The sequence below is a fragment of the Streptomyces sp. NPDC050546 genome, assembly GCF_044457425.1.
Taxonomy (GTDB): Bacteria; Actinomycetota; Actinomycetes; order Streptomycetales; family Streptomycetaceae; genus Streptomyces.
This window is the reverse complement of record NZ_JBITGX010000007.1, coordinates 128,041-142,546: the sequence shown is the minus strand read 5'-3', so window position 1 is coordinate 142,546 and position 14,506 is coordinate 128,041. Positions and strand designations below refer to the sequence as shown.

Genomic DNA, 14,506 nt, shown 5'->3' with positions numbered 1-14,506 from the left:
GATGTTCCGCCGTACCTTCTGGTTCACCACGGGCGTCGCCGCCGGCGTGTGGGCCACCACCAAGGTCAACCGCAAGCTGAAGCAGCTGACGCCCGAGAGCCTCGCCAGAACCGCGGGAAACAAGGCGATCGAGGCCGGCCACCGGCTCAAGGACCGCGCGGTCGACTTCGCGCTCGAGGTCCGGGACAACATGGCCCAGCGGGAGGAAGAGCTGGGCGACGTTCTCGGTATCAACAGCGACCCCGAACTCCCCGCACCCCGGCGGTACACCGCCATCGAGAACCGCAGCACCCCGAAGTCCGTCGACAGCGACAGGACGACGTACTCGTACAACCGGAATGAGGACCACTGATGGAGTCGGCTGAGATTCGCCGCCGCTGGCTGAGCTTCTTCGAGGAGCGCGGTCACACCGTCGTCCCTTCGGCGTCGCTCATCGCGGACGACCCGACTCTGCTCCTCGTCCCGGCCGGCATGGTGCCCTTCAAGCCCTACTTCCTGGGCGAGGTCAAGCCGCCCTTCGACCGCGCCACCAGCGTCCAGAAGTGCGTGCGCACGCCGGACATCGAAGAGGTCGGCAAGACCACCCGGCACGGCACGTTCTTCCAGATGTGCGGCAACTTCTCCTTCGGCGACTACTTCAAGGAAGGCGCCATCAAGTACGCCTGGGAGCTGCTCACCAGCCCCCAGGACAAGGGTGGTTACGGCCTGGAGCCGGAGAAGCTCTGGATCACCGTCTACAAGGACGACGACGAGGCCGAGCGCATCTGGCACGACGTCGTCGGCGTGCCGAAGGAGCGCATCCAGCGCCTCGGCATGAAGGACAACTACTGGTCGATGGGCGTCCCCGGACCCTGTGGCCCCTGTTCCGAGATCAACTACGACCGCGGCCCCGAGTTCGGCGTCGAGGGCGGCCCCGCCGTCAACGACGAGCGGTACGTGGAGATCTGGAACCTCGTCTTCATGCAGTACGAGCGCGGCGAGGGCATCGGCAAGGACAACTTCGAGATCCTCGGCGACCTCCCCAGCCAGAACATCGACACGGGCCTCGGCCTCGAGCGACTCGCCATGATTCTGCAGGGCGTGCAGAACATGTACGAGATCGACACCTCCATGGCCGTCATCAAGAAGGCCACCGAGCTGACGGGTGTGGCCTACGGCGACGCCCATGACTCGGACGTCTCCCTGCGCGTGGTCACCGACCACATGCGCACCTCCGTGATGCTCATCGGCGACGGCGTGACCCCCGGCAACGAGGGCCGCGGTTACGTCCTGCGCCGCATCATGCGCCGCGCCATCCGCAACATGCGCCTGCTCGGTGCCACCGGTCCGGTCGTCAAGGACCTGATCGACACCGTGATCGGCATGATGGGCCAGCAGTACCCCGAGCTCATCACGGACCGCGAGCGCATCGAGAAGGTCGCCCTCGCCGAGGAGAACGCCTTCCTCAAGACGCTGAAGGCCGGCACCAACATCCTCGACACGGCCGTCACCGACACCAAGACCGCCGGCGGCACCGTCCTGCCCGGCGACAAGGCCTTCCTGCTCCACGACACCTGGGGCTTCCCGATCGACCTCACCCTGGAGATGGCCGCCGAGCAGGGCCTCTCCGTGGACGAGGACGGCTTCCGCCGCCTGATGAAGGAGCAGCGGGAGCGCGCCAAGGCCGACGCCCAGGCCAAGAAGACCGGCCACGCCGGCACCGGCGCCTACCGCGAGATCGCCGACCAGGCCGGTGCCACCGACTTCATCGGCTACACCGCCACCGAGGGCGAGTCGAGGATCGTCGGCATCCTCGTCGACGGCGCCTCCTCCCCGGCCGCGACCGAGGGCGACGAGGTCGAGATCGTCCTCGACCGCACCCCGTTCTACGCCGAGGGCGGCGGCCAGATCGGCGACACCGGCCGGATCAAGGTCGACACGGGTGCCGTCATCGAGATCCGCGACTGCCAGAAGCCGGTCCCGGGCGTGTACGTCCACAAGGGCGTCGTCCAGGTCGGCGAGGTCACCGTCGGCGCCACGGCCCATGCCTCGATCGACTCCCGTCGCCGCACGGCCATCGCCCGCGCCCACTCGGCCACACACCTCACCCACCAGGCGCTGCGCGACGCCCTCGGCCCGACGGCCGCCCAGGCCGGTTCCGAGAACCAGCCCGGCCGCTTCCGCTTCGACTTCGGCTCGCCGTCCGCCGTTCCCACGGCCGTGATGACCGACGTCGAGCAGCGGATCAACGAGGTCCTCTCCCGCGACCTCGATGTGCAGGCCGAGGTCATGGGCATCGACGAGGCCAAGAAGGCCGGTGCCATCGCCGAGTTCGGCGAGAAGTACGGCGAGCGCGTGCGTGTCGTGACCATCGGCGACTTCTCCAAGGAACTGTGCGGCGGCACGCATGTGCACAACACCGCCCAGCTGGGCCTGGTGAAGCTGCTCGGCGAATCCTCCATCGGTTCGGGTGTCCGGCGTATCGAGGCCCTGGTCGGTGTCGACGCCTACAACTTCCTCGCCCGCGAGCACACGGTCGTCGCCCAGCTCCAGGAGCTGATCAAGGGCCGTCCGGAGGAGCTCCCGGAGAAGGTCTCCGCCATGCTCGGCAAGCTGAAGGACGCCGAGAAGGAGATCGAGAAGTTCCGCGCCGAGAAGGTCCTCCAGGCCGCCGCCGGTCTCGCCGAGTCCGCCAAGGACGTCAGCGGCATTGCTGTCGTGACCGGTCAGGTCCCGGACGGCACGACCGCCGACGACCTGCGCAAGCTCGTGCTCGACGTGCGCGGACGCATCCAGGGCGGGCGGGCCGCGGTGGTGGCCCTGTTCACGGTGGCGAACGGCAAGCCGCTGACAGTCATCGCCACCAACGAGGCAGCTCGCGAGCGCGGCCTCAAGGCCGGCGACCTGGTCCGCACGGCCGCCAAGACCCTCGGCGGCGGCGGTGGCGGCAAGCCGGACGTCGCCCAGGGCGGCGGCCAGAACCCGGCTGCCGTCGGTGACGCCGTCGACGCCGTCGAGCGCCTGGTCGCCGAGACGGCCAAGTAAGAGACGGGTCAGGAAGATGCGCAGAGGACGTCGACTCGCTATCGACGTCGGGGACGCCCGTATCGGGGTCGCCTCGTGCGACCCCGACGGGATCCTCGCCACCCCGGTGGAGACAGTCCCGGGGCGTGACATCCCCGCAGCTCAGCGGCGGTTGAAGCAACTCGTCGAGGAGTACGAACCGCTTGAGGTCGTCGTCGGACTCCCGCGCTCCCTCAAGGGGGGCGAGGGCCCGGCCGCGGTCAAGGTCCGTGCCTTCGTCCAGGAACTGGCCCGCATGATCGCCCCGGTTCCGGTCAGACTCATTGACGAACGCATGACCACGGTGACGGCCAGTCAGGGACTGCGCGCTTCCGGTGTGAAGTCCAAGAAGGGCCGATCCGTGATCGACCAGGCAGCCGCGGTGGTCATCCTCCAGCAGGCGCTTGAATCCGAACGGGTGTCAGGTAAAGCACCCGGCGAAGGCGTCGAAGTGGTCATCTGATCGCGATACGGTAACGTTCCGCGCGATGCGCCGGTGTTCGAACAGCTGACGCACCAGAGAGAGGCGGACGGGAGCCCGGCCGGAAGCCGAGCGACCGCCGCCTCGCGGCTCTAGGGGATCGATGACTGAGTATGGCCGGGGCCAAGGCTCCGAACCGTGGCATCCGGAGGACCCGTTGTACGGGGACGGCGGATGGGGAGGACAGCAGGCCCACCCGGGTCAGCAGTCCCCCTACGGCGGCCAGCCGCAGCACTATCCAGAGCAGCCGCAGCAGCCGCAGTACGGCGACTGGGGCACCGGTGAGCAGGCCGGATACGGTCAGGCGCAGCAGCACTACCAGTACGACCAGCAGCAGTACGCGGCCCAGACCCACGGCCATCAGCAGTACCCCGGGCAGGGGGACCACGGTCACCCGCAGAACCAGGGGTATCACCAGCAGCCGTATGACAACGGCGGCTGGGCCACCGGCGGACAGCAGCAGGTGTCATACCCCGGCGACCCCGGCGACCCGTACGGGCAGCAGCAGCCCGGCGCCTACGGCGGGGGCCAGTCCGACTACTACGGCACGCCCGGCGCGTATCCGCCGCCGGAGCCCCCCGGCCGGCGCCGGGCCGAGCCGCCGCCGGAGCCGGAGACCGACTGGGACCCCGGACCCGACCAGGGCGAGCACGCCTTCTTCGCGGGCGGCGACGACGATGACGACGGCGACGAGCCGAGGAGTCGTCGCGGGCGCGACGACAAACGCGAACGCGGCGGCAAGCCCAAGAAGCGCCGCAGCGGAATGGCCTGCCTGCTGGTCGTCGTGATCCTCGGCGGCGGCCTCGCCGGTGTCAGCTACTTCGGCTACCAGTTCTACCAGGATCGTTTCGGCGACGCCCCGGACTTCGCGGGCGACGGCAGCGGGCAGCAGGTCACCGTCGAGATCCCCAGGGGAGCGGGCGGCTACGAGATCGGGCAGGCGCTGAAGGACGCCGGCGTCGTCAAGAGCGTCGACGCCTTCGTCACGGCGCAGGCCAACAATCCCGACGGCCAGAAGCTCCAGGACGGCGTGTACACGCTGCAGAAGCAAATGTCGGCCGACAGTGCGGTCGAACTGATGCTCAGTCCGGAGAGCCGCGACAACCTGATCATCGCCGAGGGCAAGCGCAACGCCGACATCTACCGGCTCATCGACAAGCGGCTGGAAGTGAAGGCCGGCACCACCGCCGCGGTCGCCAAGAAGGACTACAAGAAGCTCGGCCTGCCCGCCTGGGCGCTGAACCACGCGAACGTCAAGGACCCGCTGGAAGGGTTCCTCTACCCCTCCAGCTACGGCATCGCCAAGGGCCAGAAGCCCGAGGACGTGCTGAAGCAGATGGTGACGCGGGCCTCCGAGACGTACGAGAAGCTGGGAGTGGAGAAGAAGGCCGCGAGCCTCGGACTCGAGGACCCCTGGCAGCTGATCACGGTCGCGAGCATGGTGCAGGCCGAGGGCACCAGCCACGCCGACTTCCGCAAGATGGCCGAGGTCGTCTACAACCGGATGAAGCCCGGCAACCCGCAGACCAACGGCTTGCTGGAGTTCGACTCCACGTACAACTACATCAAGAACCAGAGCAAGATCGACCTGAGCCTGAGCGAGCTGCGGTCCTACGACAACCCGTACAACACGTACTTCCACAAGGGGCTGACGCCCGGGCCGATCGACAACCCCGGGGAGGACGCGATCAAGGGCGCCCTCAACCCGACGGACGACGGCTGGTACTACTTCATCTCGCTGGACGGCAAGACCAGTGAGTTCACCAAGACCAACGCCGAGCACCAGAAGCTGGTCGACAAGTTCAACGCCTCGCGGAACAACTGAGGAAAACCCTGATGGCCGCACCACGCCGGGCCGCCGTACTCGGCTCCCCGATCGCCCACTCGCTCTCCCCGGTCCTGCACCGCACGGCCTACGAGGAGTTGGGGCTGAGCGGCTGGACGTACGACAGGTTCGAGGTCGACGAGGCCGCCCTGCCCGGGTTCTTCGAGACGCTCGGTGCCGAGTGGGCGGGGCTCTCGCTGACCATGCCGCTGAAGCGGGCCGTGATCCCGCTGCTCGACGGCATCAGCGAGACCGCGGCCTCGGTCGACGCGGTCAACACGGTGGTCTGCACCACGGACGGCCGACGCACCGGCGACAACACCGACATCCCCGGCATGGTCGCGGCTCTGCGTGAGCACGGCATCGACAAGGTGGAGGCCGCCGCGGTCCTCGGCGCGGGTGCCACCGCCTCCTCCGCGCTGGCCGCGCTGTCACGGATCTGCCCCGGCGAGATCGCCGTGTACGTCCGCAGCGAGGCCCGGGCCACCGAGATGCGGCAGTGGGCCGAGCGACTGGACGTCTCGGTGCGCATCGCCGACTGGGCGGACGCCGAGCAGGCCCTGCGCGCCCCGCTGGTGATCAGCACCACGCCGGCCGGTGTCACCGACGCCCTCGCCCGGTCCGTGCCGGAGCGGCCGGCGGCCCTCTTCGACGTCCTCTACGACCCCTGGCCGACGTCTCTCGCCGCCCGCTGGTCGGCGTACGGCGGCGCGGTCGTCAGCGGCCTCGACCTGCTGGTTCACCAGGCCGTGCTGCAGGTCGAGCAGATGACAGGGCTGGCCCCGGCGCCCCTGGACGCCATGCGAAAAGCGGGCGAACGCGCACTCGCGGCTCGATGAGATCCGCTCTCGGTTCCGCGTAGGGGATCACGGTGCTCGCCCTGATCGTGCTGGCGGTCCTCGCGTCCTGGGTGGTCAAGATCAACCGCGGAACGGACTGCCTGGGGGAGTACGCACCTCCCCAGCCGTCGCAGCAGGGCAGCGGGGCCGACCATCCGGGCGCCGGCGCACCGCAGCAGACGCAGTCCGCGCAGCAGCCGAGCGGCGCGGACTTCCTTGGCGCGTACGCGCCCCAGCGGCAGACCGGCGGCCCGGCCTCGTCCGCCTGATGGACCGGCGGCCGGGTCCGCGCGCCGGACGTGGGAGGATCGTAGGTGGCGGACCGGGGCCGCGCACCCGGTCAGGCCGTCGCCGTACGCGAGGACGTGCGTACGCAGGGCAGTACGGGCGCGAGCACTGAGGAGCACCGTTGAGCAGGTTGCGCTGGCTGACCGCTGGGGAGTCCCACGGTCCCGCACTCGTCGCGACGCTGGAGGGTCTGCCCGCCGGCGTGCCGATCACCACGGACATGGTGGCGGACCATCTCGCGAGGCGCCGCCTGGGCTATGGGCGCGGCGCCCGGATGAAGTTCGAGCGCGACGAGATCACCTTCATCGGCGGTGTCCGGCACGGCCTCACCCTCGGCTCCCCGGTCGCGATCATGGTGGGCAACACCGAGTGGCCGAAGTGGGAGCAGGTCATGGCGGCCGACCCGGTCGACCCCGAGATCCTCGACGGGCTCGCCCGCAACGCCCCGCTGACCCGCCCGCGGCCCGGCCACGCCGACCTCGCCGGAATGCAGAAGTACGGCTTCGACGAGGCCCGGCCGATCCTGGAGCGTGCCTCGGCGCGTGAGACCGCGGCCCGGGTGGCCCTCGGCGCCGTGGCCCGGTCGTACCTGAAGGAGACGGCCGGCATCGAGATCGTCTCCCACGTGGTGGAGCTGGCGGCCGCGAAGGCGCCCTACGGCGTGTACCCGACGCCGGCGGACGTGGAGAAGCTGGACGAGGACCCGGTGCGCTGCCTGGACGCCGACGCGTCGAAGGCGATGGTCGCCGAGATCGACCAGGCTCACAAGGACGGCGACACCCTCGGCGGTGTGGTCGAGGTGCTGGCCTACGACGTGCCGGTCGGCCTCGGTTCCCACGTGCACTGGGACCGGCGTCTCGACGCCCGGCTGGCCGCCGCCCTCATGGGCATCCAGGCGATCAAGGGCGTGGAGGTCGGCGACGGCTTCGACCTGGCGCGGGTGCCCGGCTCCAAGGCCCACGACGAGATCGTGACCACCGACGAGGGCATCCGGCGCACCTCCGGCCGCTCCGGCGGCACCGAGGGCGGGCTGACCACCGGTGAGCTGCTGCGGGTGCGCGCGGCCATGAAGCCGATCGCGACCGTCCCGCGGGCGCTCAAGACCGTGGACGTCGTCACCGGTGAGGCGACGGCCGCCCACCACCAGCGCTCCGACGTGTGCGCCGTGCCGGCCGCCGGTATCGTCGCCGAGGCGATGGTCGCCCTCGTCCTCGCGGACGCGGTCGCCGAGAAGTTCGGCGGCGACAGCGTGGCCGAGACCGGCCGCAACGTCCGGTCCTACCTCGACAACCTGGCCATCCGGTGACCCCCCTGATCGTGCTGGTCGGCCCGATGGGCGTGGGCAAGTCCACCGTCGGGCAGCTGCTGGCCGAGCGGCTCGGGGCCGGATACCGGGACACTGACGACGACATCGTCGCCGCGCAGGGCCGGACCATCGCCGAGATCTTCGTCGAGGAGGGCGAGGCCGCCTTCCGCGCGATCGAGAAGCGGGCCGTGCGCGAGGCGCTGACCGGGCACGACGGTGTGCTGGCCCTGGGCGGCGGCGCCGTCCTCGACCAGGACACCCGTGAGCTGCTCGCCGGGCAGCGGGTGGTGTACCTGTCGATGGACGTCGAGGAGGCGGTCAAGCGCACCGGCCTCAACGCGGCCCGGCCGCTGCTCGCCATCAACCCGCGCAAGCAGTGGCGCGAGCTGATGGAGGCCCGTCGGCACCTGTACGAGGAGGTCGCCACGGCCGTCGTCGCCACCGATGGCCGTACGGCCGAAGAGGTCACCGAAGTCGCCCTGGACGCACTGGAGTTGAAGGAAGCATGAGCGAGGCAGTGACGCGGATCCAGATCGGCGGCACGGCGGGCACCGAGCCCTACGAGGTCCTGGTGGGCCGGCAACTCCTGGGCGAACTGGCCGGGTTGATCGGCGGCAGGGCCAAGCGGGTCGCGATCGTCCACCCCGAGGCCCTGGCCGAGACCGGTGACGCGCTCCGTGCCGACCTGGCCGAGCAGGGCTATGAGGTCGTCGCCATCCAGGTGCCCAACGCGGAGGAGGCCAAGACCGCCGAGGTCGCCGCCTACTGCTGGAAGGCGCTGGGCCAGTCCGGGTTCACGCGCACGGACGTCATCGTCGGTGTCGGCGGCGGCGCCACCACCGACCTGGCCGGATTCGTGGCCGCCACCTGGCTGCGCGGGGTGCGCTGGATCGCGATCCCGACCACCGTGCTGGCCATGGTCGACGCGGCCGTCGGCGGCAAGACCGGCATCAACACCGCCGAGGGCAAGAACCTGGTGGGCGCCTTCCACCCGCCCGCCGGTGTGCTCTGCGACCTGGCCGCACTGGACTCCCTGCCGGTCAACGACTACGTCTCCGGCCTCGCCGAGGTCATCAAGGCCGGCTTCATCGCCGACCCGGTGATCCTCGACCTCATCGAGTCCGACCCCGAGGCCGCCCGCACCCCGGACGGCCCGCACACCGCCGAGCTCATCGAGCGCTCCATCCGGGTGAAGGCCGACGTGGTGTCGTCCGACCTGAAGGAATCCGGCCTGCGCGAGATCCTCAACTACGGCCACACGCTCGGCCACGCCATCGAGAAGAACGAGCGCTACAAGTGGCGCCACGGCGCCGCCGTGTCCGTAGGGATGCACTTCGCCGCCGAACTCGGCCGGCTGGCGGGCCGGTTGGACGACGCCACGGCCGACCGCCACCGCACCGTCCTCGAAGCGGTCGGCCTGCCGCTGTACTACCGCCACGACCAGTGGCCCAAGCTGCTGGAGACCATGAAGGTCGACAAGAAGTCCCGCGGCGACCTGCTGCGGTTCATCGTCCTCGACGGTCTGGCCAAGCCCACCGTCCTGGAGGGACCCGACCCGGCCGTGCTGCTCGCCGCGTACGGCGAAGTGGGGCAGTAAGTCCTCCCGCGCTCCTTACGCCCGAAACAGCCTTACGGCGCCGGGCACTTCGGGCCGCCTCCGGCCGTTCACACAACGATCGCCGGGGGCGGTACCGTTCGGTAGCAGCGGGTTCCGCCCCCGCTGTCAGCGCCCATCGCCTGTACGAGACGGAGTGGCACCGGATGCAGCACGCAGTGGGTTCTCCGCTGCCGCCGCCCCACCAGCCGGGGCAGGGACCGGCCGCCGGCTGGTCGCCGGCCGCACACCACCCGGGTTCGCACCACCCGGGCGCGCACCAGGGCTCCGCCCCCGTGCCCCCGCCGCCCCCGGCACCGGGATACCCCGCGCCACCGCCCGGGCCGGCCGCGCCCCCGCATCAGGCCTCCGCTCCCGCCGCGCCGGACACCACCGGTCATGTGCCGCTGCCGCCGGGCGGTCCCGTCGCCATGCCCAGCGCGCCGCCCGCCGCGGCGGGCCCCGACCTGGCGGGGACGACGCTCGCGGTACTGCTCATCGGCCCGGCGGGTGCCGGGAAGACCAGCGTCGCCAAGTACTGGGCGGACCATCGCCGGATCCCCACGGCCCACATCAGCCTCGACGACGTACGCGAATGGGTCCGCTCGGGCTTCGCCGACCCCCAGTCCGGGTGGAACGACAACTCGGAAGCGCAGTACCGCCTCGCCCGCCGCACCTGCGGCTTCGCCGCGCGGAACTTCCTGGCCAACGGCATCTCCTGCATCCTCGACGACGCCGTCTTCCCCGACCGGCCCGTCGTGGGCCTCGGCGGCTGGAAGCGGCACGTCGGGCCGGGCCTGCTGCCGGTCGTCCTCCTGCCGGGCCTGGAGATCGTCCTGGAGCGCAACGCCGAACGCTCCGGCAACCGCCGCCTCAGCGACGACGAGGTCGCCCGCATCCACGGCCGCATGGCCGGCTGGTACGGCTCGGGCCTCCCGATCATCGACAACTCCCAGCTCGACATCCCGCAGACGGCCCAGGTCCTGAACGACGTCCTGTCCCGCTCCATCGCCAGCCCACCCCAGTGGTAGCCCCCACCCCTAGGGACCCCACCCCTTAGGGGCGCGGGGAACTGCGCGACAAGCCCCCACCTCTGGGGGCGCGGGGAACTGCGCGACAAGCTCCCACACAGCCGCGGACGGCACACCACCCCGCGCGGCCCGCCCTCTCCTGAACAGCACCCCAGCCCACCCGGACACACCAAGCACCGCCCACTCAGACGCCCTCAACCGGCGCCAAACCCGCGGAGCTCATACGCTCGGGTCATGTCAGAGGTGTACGCGGCCCGCCGGACGCGTCTGAGGGAATACTGCAACGCGGGCGGCAGCGCGGCGGCGCTGGTCACCCGCCCCGCCAACGTGCGCTATCTCGCGGGCCCCGCCCCGCACGGCGCCGTTCTGCTGCTGGGCAAGACCGAGGACCTCCTGGTGTGTGCCGGCCCGATCGAGGGCCGCTCCACGCAGGAACGCCCCGACGAGGCCCTGCGTGTCCAGAACCTCCCCGGATCCGGCGGTGGCGACCCTGCCGTCGCGGCCGCCGACCTCGCCGCGGGCCAGGGCGCCGACTCCCTCGCCGTGGAGGAGCACCACCTCACCGTGGCCCGGCACCGCGCCCTAGGCTCGGTCGCCCCCCGGCTGCGCCTGGCCGGCCTCGGCTGCGCCGTGGAGCAGCTCAGGGTGGTCAAGGACGAGGAGGAGATCTCCTGCCTGCGGATCGGCGCCGAGATCGCCGACCAGGCCCTGGGCGAACTGCTGGAGTCCATCCTCGTCGGCCGTACCGAGCGGCATCTCGCCCTGGAGCTGGAAAGACGCCTCGTGGACCACGGGGCCGACGGACCGGCCTTCCCGACCTCCGTCGCCACCGGGCCCAACGCGGGCCGCCCCGGTCACCGGCCCACCGACCGCCGGGTGGAGGAGGGCGACTTCCTCTCCGTCTGCCTCGGCGCGACGTATCGCGGCTACCGCTGTGAGATCGGCCGTACGTTCGTCATCGGCACGGCTCCCGCGGACTGGCAGATCGAGCTGTACGACCTGGTCTTCGCCGCCCAGCGCGCCGGACGTGAGAGCCTGGTACCCGGCGCCGCCTGCCGGGACGTCGACCGGGCCGCACGCCAGGTGCTGGACTCCGCGGGGTACACGGAGGGCCTCACGGCCCTGACCGGACACGGGGTCGGGCTCGAAATCGACGAGGACCCTCAATTGAGTCCCGCGGCCATGGGTAAACTGGACGCTTGCGTGCCGGTCACCGTCGAACCGGGGGTCCACCTCCCGGGCCGGGGCGGTGTCCGGATCGATGACACGCTCGTCGTCCGCCCCGAGGCGGACGGCGGACCCGAGCTACTCACCATCACGACCAAGGAGCTGCTCGCCCTGTAGCCAGGCAGGTGCGTGCCCCGGGGTCGTACGTCAGTCCAGGAGATTCCGCAACCGTGGCTTCCACGAACGACCTCAAGAACGGCATGGTGCTCAAGCTCGAAGGCGGCCAGCTCTGGTCCGTCGTCGAGTTCCAGCACGTCAAGCCCGGCAAGGGCCCGGCCTTCGTGCGCACCAAGCTCAAGAACGTGCTCTCCGGCAAGGTCGTCGACAAGACCTTCAACGCCGGCGTCAAGGTCGAAACGGCCACCGTCGACAAGCGGGACATGCAGTTCTCCTACATGGACGGCGAGTACTTCGTCTTCATGGACATGGAGACCTACGATCAGCTGCACGTCGACCGCAAGTCCGTGGGCGATGCCGCCAACTTCCTGATCGAGGGCTTCACCGCCACCGTCGCGCAGCACGAGGGCGAGGTGCTCTTCGTCGAGCTGCCGGCCGCCGTCGAGCTCGTCATCCAGGAGACCGAGCCGGGCGTCCAGGGCGACCGTTCCACCGGCGGCACCAAGCCCGCCACGCTGGAGACCGGCCACCAGATCCAGGTGCCCCTCTTCATCACCACCGGTGAGAAGATCAAGGTCGACACCCGCTCCAGCGACTACCTCGGCCGGGTGAACAGCTAACCGTGGCTGCCCGCAACACGGCCCGCAAGCGCGCCTTCCAGATCCTCTTCGAGGGCGACCAGCGCGGCGCCGAGGTCCTGACGGTCCTCGCCGACTGGGTCCGGCTCTCCCGGGCCGACACCCGGCAGCCGCCGGTGAGCGAGTACACGATGGAGCTGGTCGAGGGCTACGCGCAGCGCGCGAAGCGCATCGACGAGCTGATCGCCCAGTACTCGGTCGGCTGGACACTCGACCGGATGCCGGTCGTCGACCGCAACATCCTGCGGCTCGGCGCCTACGAGCTGATCTGGGTCGACGAGACCCCGGACGCCGTCGTCCTGGACGAGATGGTGCAGCTGGCCAAGGAGTTCTCCACGGACGAGTCGCCCTCGTTCGTGAACGGCCTGCTCGGTCGGCTGAAGGACCTCAAGCCCTCGCTCCGCCGCAACGAGGACTGAGACAGACGGAATGCCGGAGGGCCCGCAGCGAGCTCGCTGCGGGCCCTCCGGCATTCCCTCCTGCGACCGGGGGCCGTCAGGCCCCCAGAACGCCGCCGGGGGGGGCGGGCACAAACGGTTCCCGCCCCCCCGGCGGCCCGGTTGTGGGCGGGCCCCCGGGGGGGCAGGGGGGGGGGGGGGGGGCCCCGGCGGGCGCCCCCCCCGCCCGGGGGGGGGGCCCCCCCCCCCCCCCGGGGGGGGGGGGCCCCCCACCCCCCCCCCCCCCCCCCCCCGGGCGCCACGTTTCTGCGCTGGCCCCTGAGGGCTCAGGTGAGGGCTCAGGCCTCCTCGTGGGAGGCGACCGCGCGGCGCGCGTCCGCGTCCAGGACACCCCAGCTGATCAGCTGCTCGGTGAGGACCGAGGGCGACTGGTCGTAGATGACGGCGAGTGTGCGCAGGTCGTCCTGGCGGATCGAGAGCACCTTGCCGTTGTAGTCGCCGCGCTGCGACTGGATCGTGGCCGCGTAGCGCTGCAGGGGGCCCGCCTTCTCGGCCGGCACCGTGGCCAGCCGCTCCAGGTCAAGGACCAGCTTCGGCGGCGGCTCGGCGGCGCCGCCCGGGGTGGTGCCCGGGAGCAGCTCCTGCACGGGGACGCCGTAGAAGTCCGCCAGCTCGGCAAGGCGCTGTACGGTCACGGCGCGGTCGCCGCGCTCGTAAGAACCGACCACGACCGCCTTCCAGCGTCCCTGGGACTTCTCCTCGACACCGTGGAGGGAAAGGCCCTGCTGGGTGCGGATCGCCCGGAGCTTGGCCCCGAGCTGTTTGGCGTATTCGCTGGACATATAGCTCCCCGGCACTGTGTCGACGCGGTCAGCTGTGTTGCCGGACCGCGCGGCTGGTAACTCACTGTGAGGTTACGCAGCGTTACTCTGCCGCGTCAAGCCGAATGGTCCGCACCGACTCTTCCGTGGTATCGGCACTCTGTTAGGCCGAACGGGTGATCCGAGGGGGCCATCGGGATGATCGCGGGGACCTGCTACCGTGTATGGCGCAATCCCGACGTCCTTTAAGGTCCGTCCCGTGAGGCGGAGAAGGAGGTCCGTTTCGTATGGACACGCACGACACGCAGTCCGATGCCCGGCCCGTTCTCGAAGGGCCCGACATCGCGCGGGTGCTGACCCGCATCGCCCACGAGATCGTCGAACGCGCCAAGGGCGCCGACGACGTGGTGCTCCTCGGCATTCCGACCCGGGGCGTCTTCCTCGCCCGGAGGCTCGCCGACAAGCTCGAGCAGATCACCGAGCGCAAGGTTCCGTGTGGCTCGCTCGACATCACCATGTACCGCGACGACCTGCGCATGCACCCACCGCGTGCGCTGGCCCGCACGGAGATCCCCGGTGACGGCATCGACGGCAAGCTGGTCGTCCTCGTCGACGACGTGCTCTTCTCCGGCCGCACCATCCGGGCCGCCCTCGACGCGCTGAACGACATCGGGCGCCCGCGCGCGGTGCAGCTCGCCGTCCTCGTCGACCGCGGTCACCGCGAACTGCCCATCCGCGCCGACTACGTCGGCAAGAACCTCCCCACGTCGTTGCGGGAGACGGTCAAGGTCCAGCTCGCCGAGGAGGACGGTCGCGACACCGTACTGCTCGGTGCCAAGCAGACCTCCCAGTAGCGCCTCAGGCGTACGCCGCTGTCGTACGCCGGCTCAGTGCGCCCC

Annotated in this window: 15 protein-coding genes; 14 read left to right on the top strand and 1 reads right to left on the bottom strand. The window is 70.7% G+C overall.

Annotation, left to right across the window (positions count from 1 at the left end; all coding sequences use genetic code 11):
• Position 1 precedes the first annotated feature (1 nt).
• The 13 genes from ACIBK5_RS18885 to nusB all read left to right on the top strand — a co-directional run bounded on the left by ACIBK5_RS18885 (position 2) and on the right by nusB (position 12,807).
• Positions 2-352, top strand: coding sequence for a hypothetical protein (locus ACIBK5_RS18885; RefSeq protein ID WP_399021001.1), 351 nt, complete (start codon positions 2-4; stop codon positions 350-352).
• A complete protein-coding gene (gene alaS, locus ACIBK5_RS18880) occupies positions 352-3,024 on the top strand; it encodes an alanine--tRNA ligase (RefSeq protein WP_399021000.1) in 2,673 nt (890 codons plus the stop codon). Before ACIBK5_RS18885 ends, alaS begins: the two co-directional genes overlap by 1 nt.
• Positions 3,025-3,040: 16 nt before the next feature.
• Positions 3,041-3,505 carry a Holliday junction resolvase RuvX gene (gene ruvX / locus ACIBK5_RS18875; RefSeq protein WP_382497604.1) on the top strand — a complete coding sequence of 155 codons (465 nt, stop codon included), beginning with the start codon at positions 3,041-3,043 and terminating at the stop codon, positions 3,503-3,505.
• A gap of 121 nt (positions 3,506-3,626) precedes the next feature.
• Entirely contained in the window at positions 3,627-5,348 is a 1,722-nt protein-coding gene (mltG, locus tag ACIBK5_RS18870; protein ID WP_399020999.1) for an endolytic transglycosylase MltG, read from the top strand.
• Between the two features lie 11 nt (positions 5,349-5,359).
• Entirely contained in the window at positions 5,360-6,187 is an 828-nt protein-coding gene (locus ACIBK5_RS18865) for a shikimate dehydrogenase (RefSeq protein WP_399020998.1), read from the top strand.
• Between the two features lie 32 nt (positions 6,188-6,219).
• Complete coding sequence (locus ACIBK5_RS18860; RefSeq protein ID WP_399020997.1) at positions 6,220-6,456, top strand: hypothetical protein; 237 nt, start codon at positions 6,220-6,222, stop codon at positions 6,454-6,456.
• 140 nt (positions 6,457-6,596) lie between these two features.
• Positions 6,597-7,781 carry a chorismate synthase gene (gene aroC, locus ACIBK5_RS18855; protein ID WP_399020996.1) on the top strand — a complete coding sequence of 395 codons (1,185 nt, stop codon included), beginning with the start codon at positions 6,597-6,599 and terminating at the stop codon, positions 7,779-7,781.
• Positions 7,782-7,807: 26 nt separating this feature from the next.
• Positions 7,808-8,290: a shikimate kinase gene (locus tag ACIBK5_RS18850; protein WP_399021284.1), complete on the top strand. Its 483-nt coding sequence runs from the start codon at positions 7,808-7,810 to the stop codon at positions 8,288-8,290.
• Positions 8,287-9,378: a 3-dehydroquinate synthase gene (gene aroB / locus ACIBK5_RS18845; protein ID WP_399020995.1), complete on the top strand. Its 1,092-nt coding sequence runs from the start codon at positions 8,287-8,289 to the stop codon at positions 9,376-9,378. The genes ACIBK5_RS18850 and aroB overlap by 4 nt, the downstream gene beginning before the upstream one ends.
• A gap of 164 nt (positions 9,379-9,542) precedes the next feature.
• Entirely contained in the window at positions 9,543-10,406 is an 864-nt protein-coding gene (locus tag ACIBK5_RS18840; RefSeq protein ID WP_399020994.1) for a Pro-rich N-terminal domain-containing protein, read from the top strand.
• A gap of 234 nt (positions 10,407-10,640) precedes the next feature.
• Positions 10,641-11,750, top strand: a complete 1,110-nt coding sequence (locus ACIBK5_RS18835; RefSeq protein WP_399020993.1) for an aminopeptidase P family protein — start codon at positions 10,641-10,643, stop codon at positions 11,748-11,750.
• A gap of 53 nt (positions 11,751-11,803) precedes the next feature.
• Entirely contained in the window at positions 11,804-12,370 is a 567-nt protein-coding gene (efp, locus tag ACIBK5_RS18830) for an elongation factor P (RefSeq protein WP_189726434.1), read from the top strand.
• 2 nt (positions 12,371-12,372) lie between these two features.
• Positions 12,373-12,807, top strand: a complete 435-nt coding sequence (gene nusB, locus ACIBK5_RS18825; protein ID WP_399020992.1) for a transcription antitermination factor NusB — start codon at positions 12,373-12,375, stop codon at positions 12,805-12,807.
• 317 nt (positions 12,808-13,124) lie between these two features.
• Here nusB and bldD read toward each other — a convergent pair whose 3' ends face one another.
• On the bottom strand, positions 13,125-13,628 hold the full coding sequence (gene bldD / locus ACIBK5_RS18820; RefSeq protein WP_018570201.1) for a transcriptional regulator BldD: 504 nt from the start codon (positions 13,626-13,628) through the stop codon (positions 13,125-13,127).
• 266 nt (positions 13,629-13,894) lie between these two features.
• Here bldD and pyrR point away from each other — a divergent pair, with 266 nt between their 5' ends.
• Positions 13,895-14,461, top strand: coding sequence for a bifunctional pyr operon transcriptional regulator/uracil phosphoribosyltransferase PyrR (gene pyrR, locus ACIBK5_RS18815; protein WP_184597184.1), 567 nt, complete (start codon positions 13,895-13,897; stop codon positions 14,459-14,461).
• Positions 14,462-14,506: the final 45 nt, after the last annotated feature.

Excerpts from the sequence above, each read along its gene's own strand:
- ACIBK5_RS18885 (WP_399021001.1), top strand. The coding sequence starts at position 2 with ATGTTCCGCCGTACCTTCTGGTTCACCACGGGCGTCGCCGCCGGCGTG.
- alaS (WP_399021000.1), top strand. The coding sequence starts at position 352 with ATGGAGTCGGCTGAGATTCGCCGCCGCTGGCTGAGCTTCTTCGAGGAG.
- ruvX (WP_382497604.1), top strand. The coding sequence starts at position 3,041 with ATGCGCAGAGGACGTCGACTCGCTATCGACGTCGGGGACGCCCGTATC.
- mltG (WP_399020999.1), top strand. The coding sequence starts at position 3,627 with ATGACTGAGTATGGCCGGGGCCAAGGCTCCGAACCGTGGCATCCGGAG.
- ACIBK5_RS18865 (WP_399020998.1), top strand. The coding sequence starts at position 5,360 with ATGGCCGCACCACGCCGGGCCGCCGTACTCGGCTCCCCGATCGCCCAC.
- ACIBK5_RS18850 (WP_399021284.1), top strand. The coding sequence starts at position 7,808 with ATGGGCGTGGGCAAGTCCACCGTCGGGCAGCTGCTGGCCGAGCGGCTC.
- aroB (WP_399020995.1), top strand. The coding sequence starts at position 8,287 with ATGAGCGAGGCAGTGACGCGGATCCAGATCGGCGGCACGGCGGGCACC.
- ACIBK5_RS18840 (WP_399020994.1), top strand. The coding sequence starts at position 9,543 with ATGCAGCACGCAGTGGGTTCTCCGCTGCCGCCGCCCCACCAGCCGGGG.
- ACIBK5_RS18835 (WP_399020993.1), top strand. The coding sequence starts at position 10,641 with ATGTCAGAGGTGTACGCGGCCCGCCGGACGCGTCTGAGGGAATACTGC.
- bldD (WP_018570201.1), bottom strand. The coding sequence starts at position 13,628 with ATGTCCAGCGAATACGCCAAACAGCTCGGGGCCAAGCTCCGGGCGATC.
- pyrR (WP_184597184.1), top strand. The coding sequence starts at position 13,895 with ATGGACACGCACGACACGCAGTCCGATGCCCGGCCCGTTCTCGAAGGG.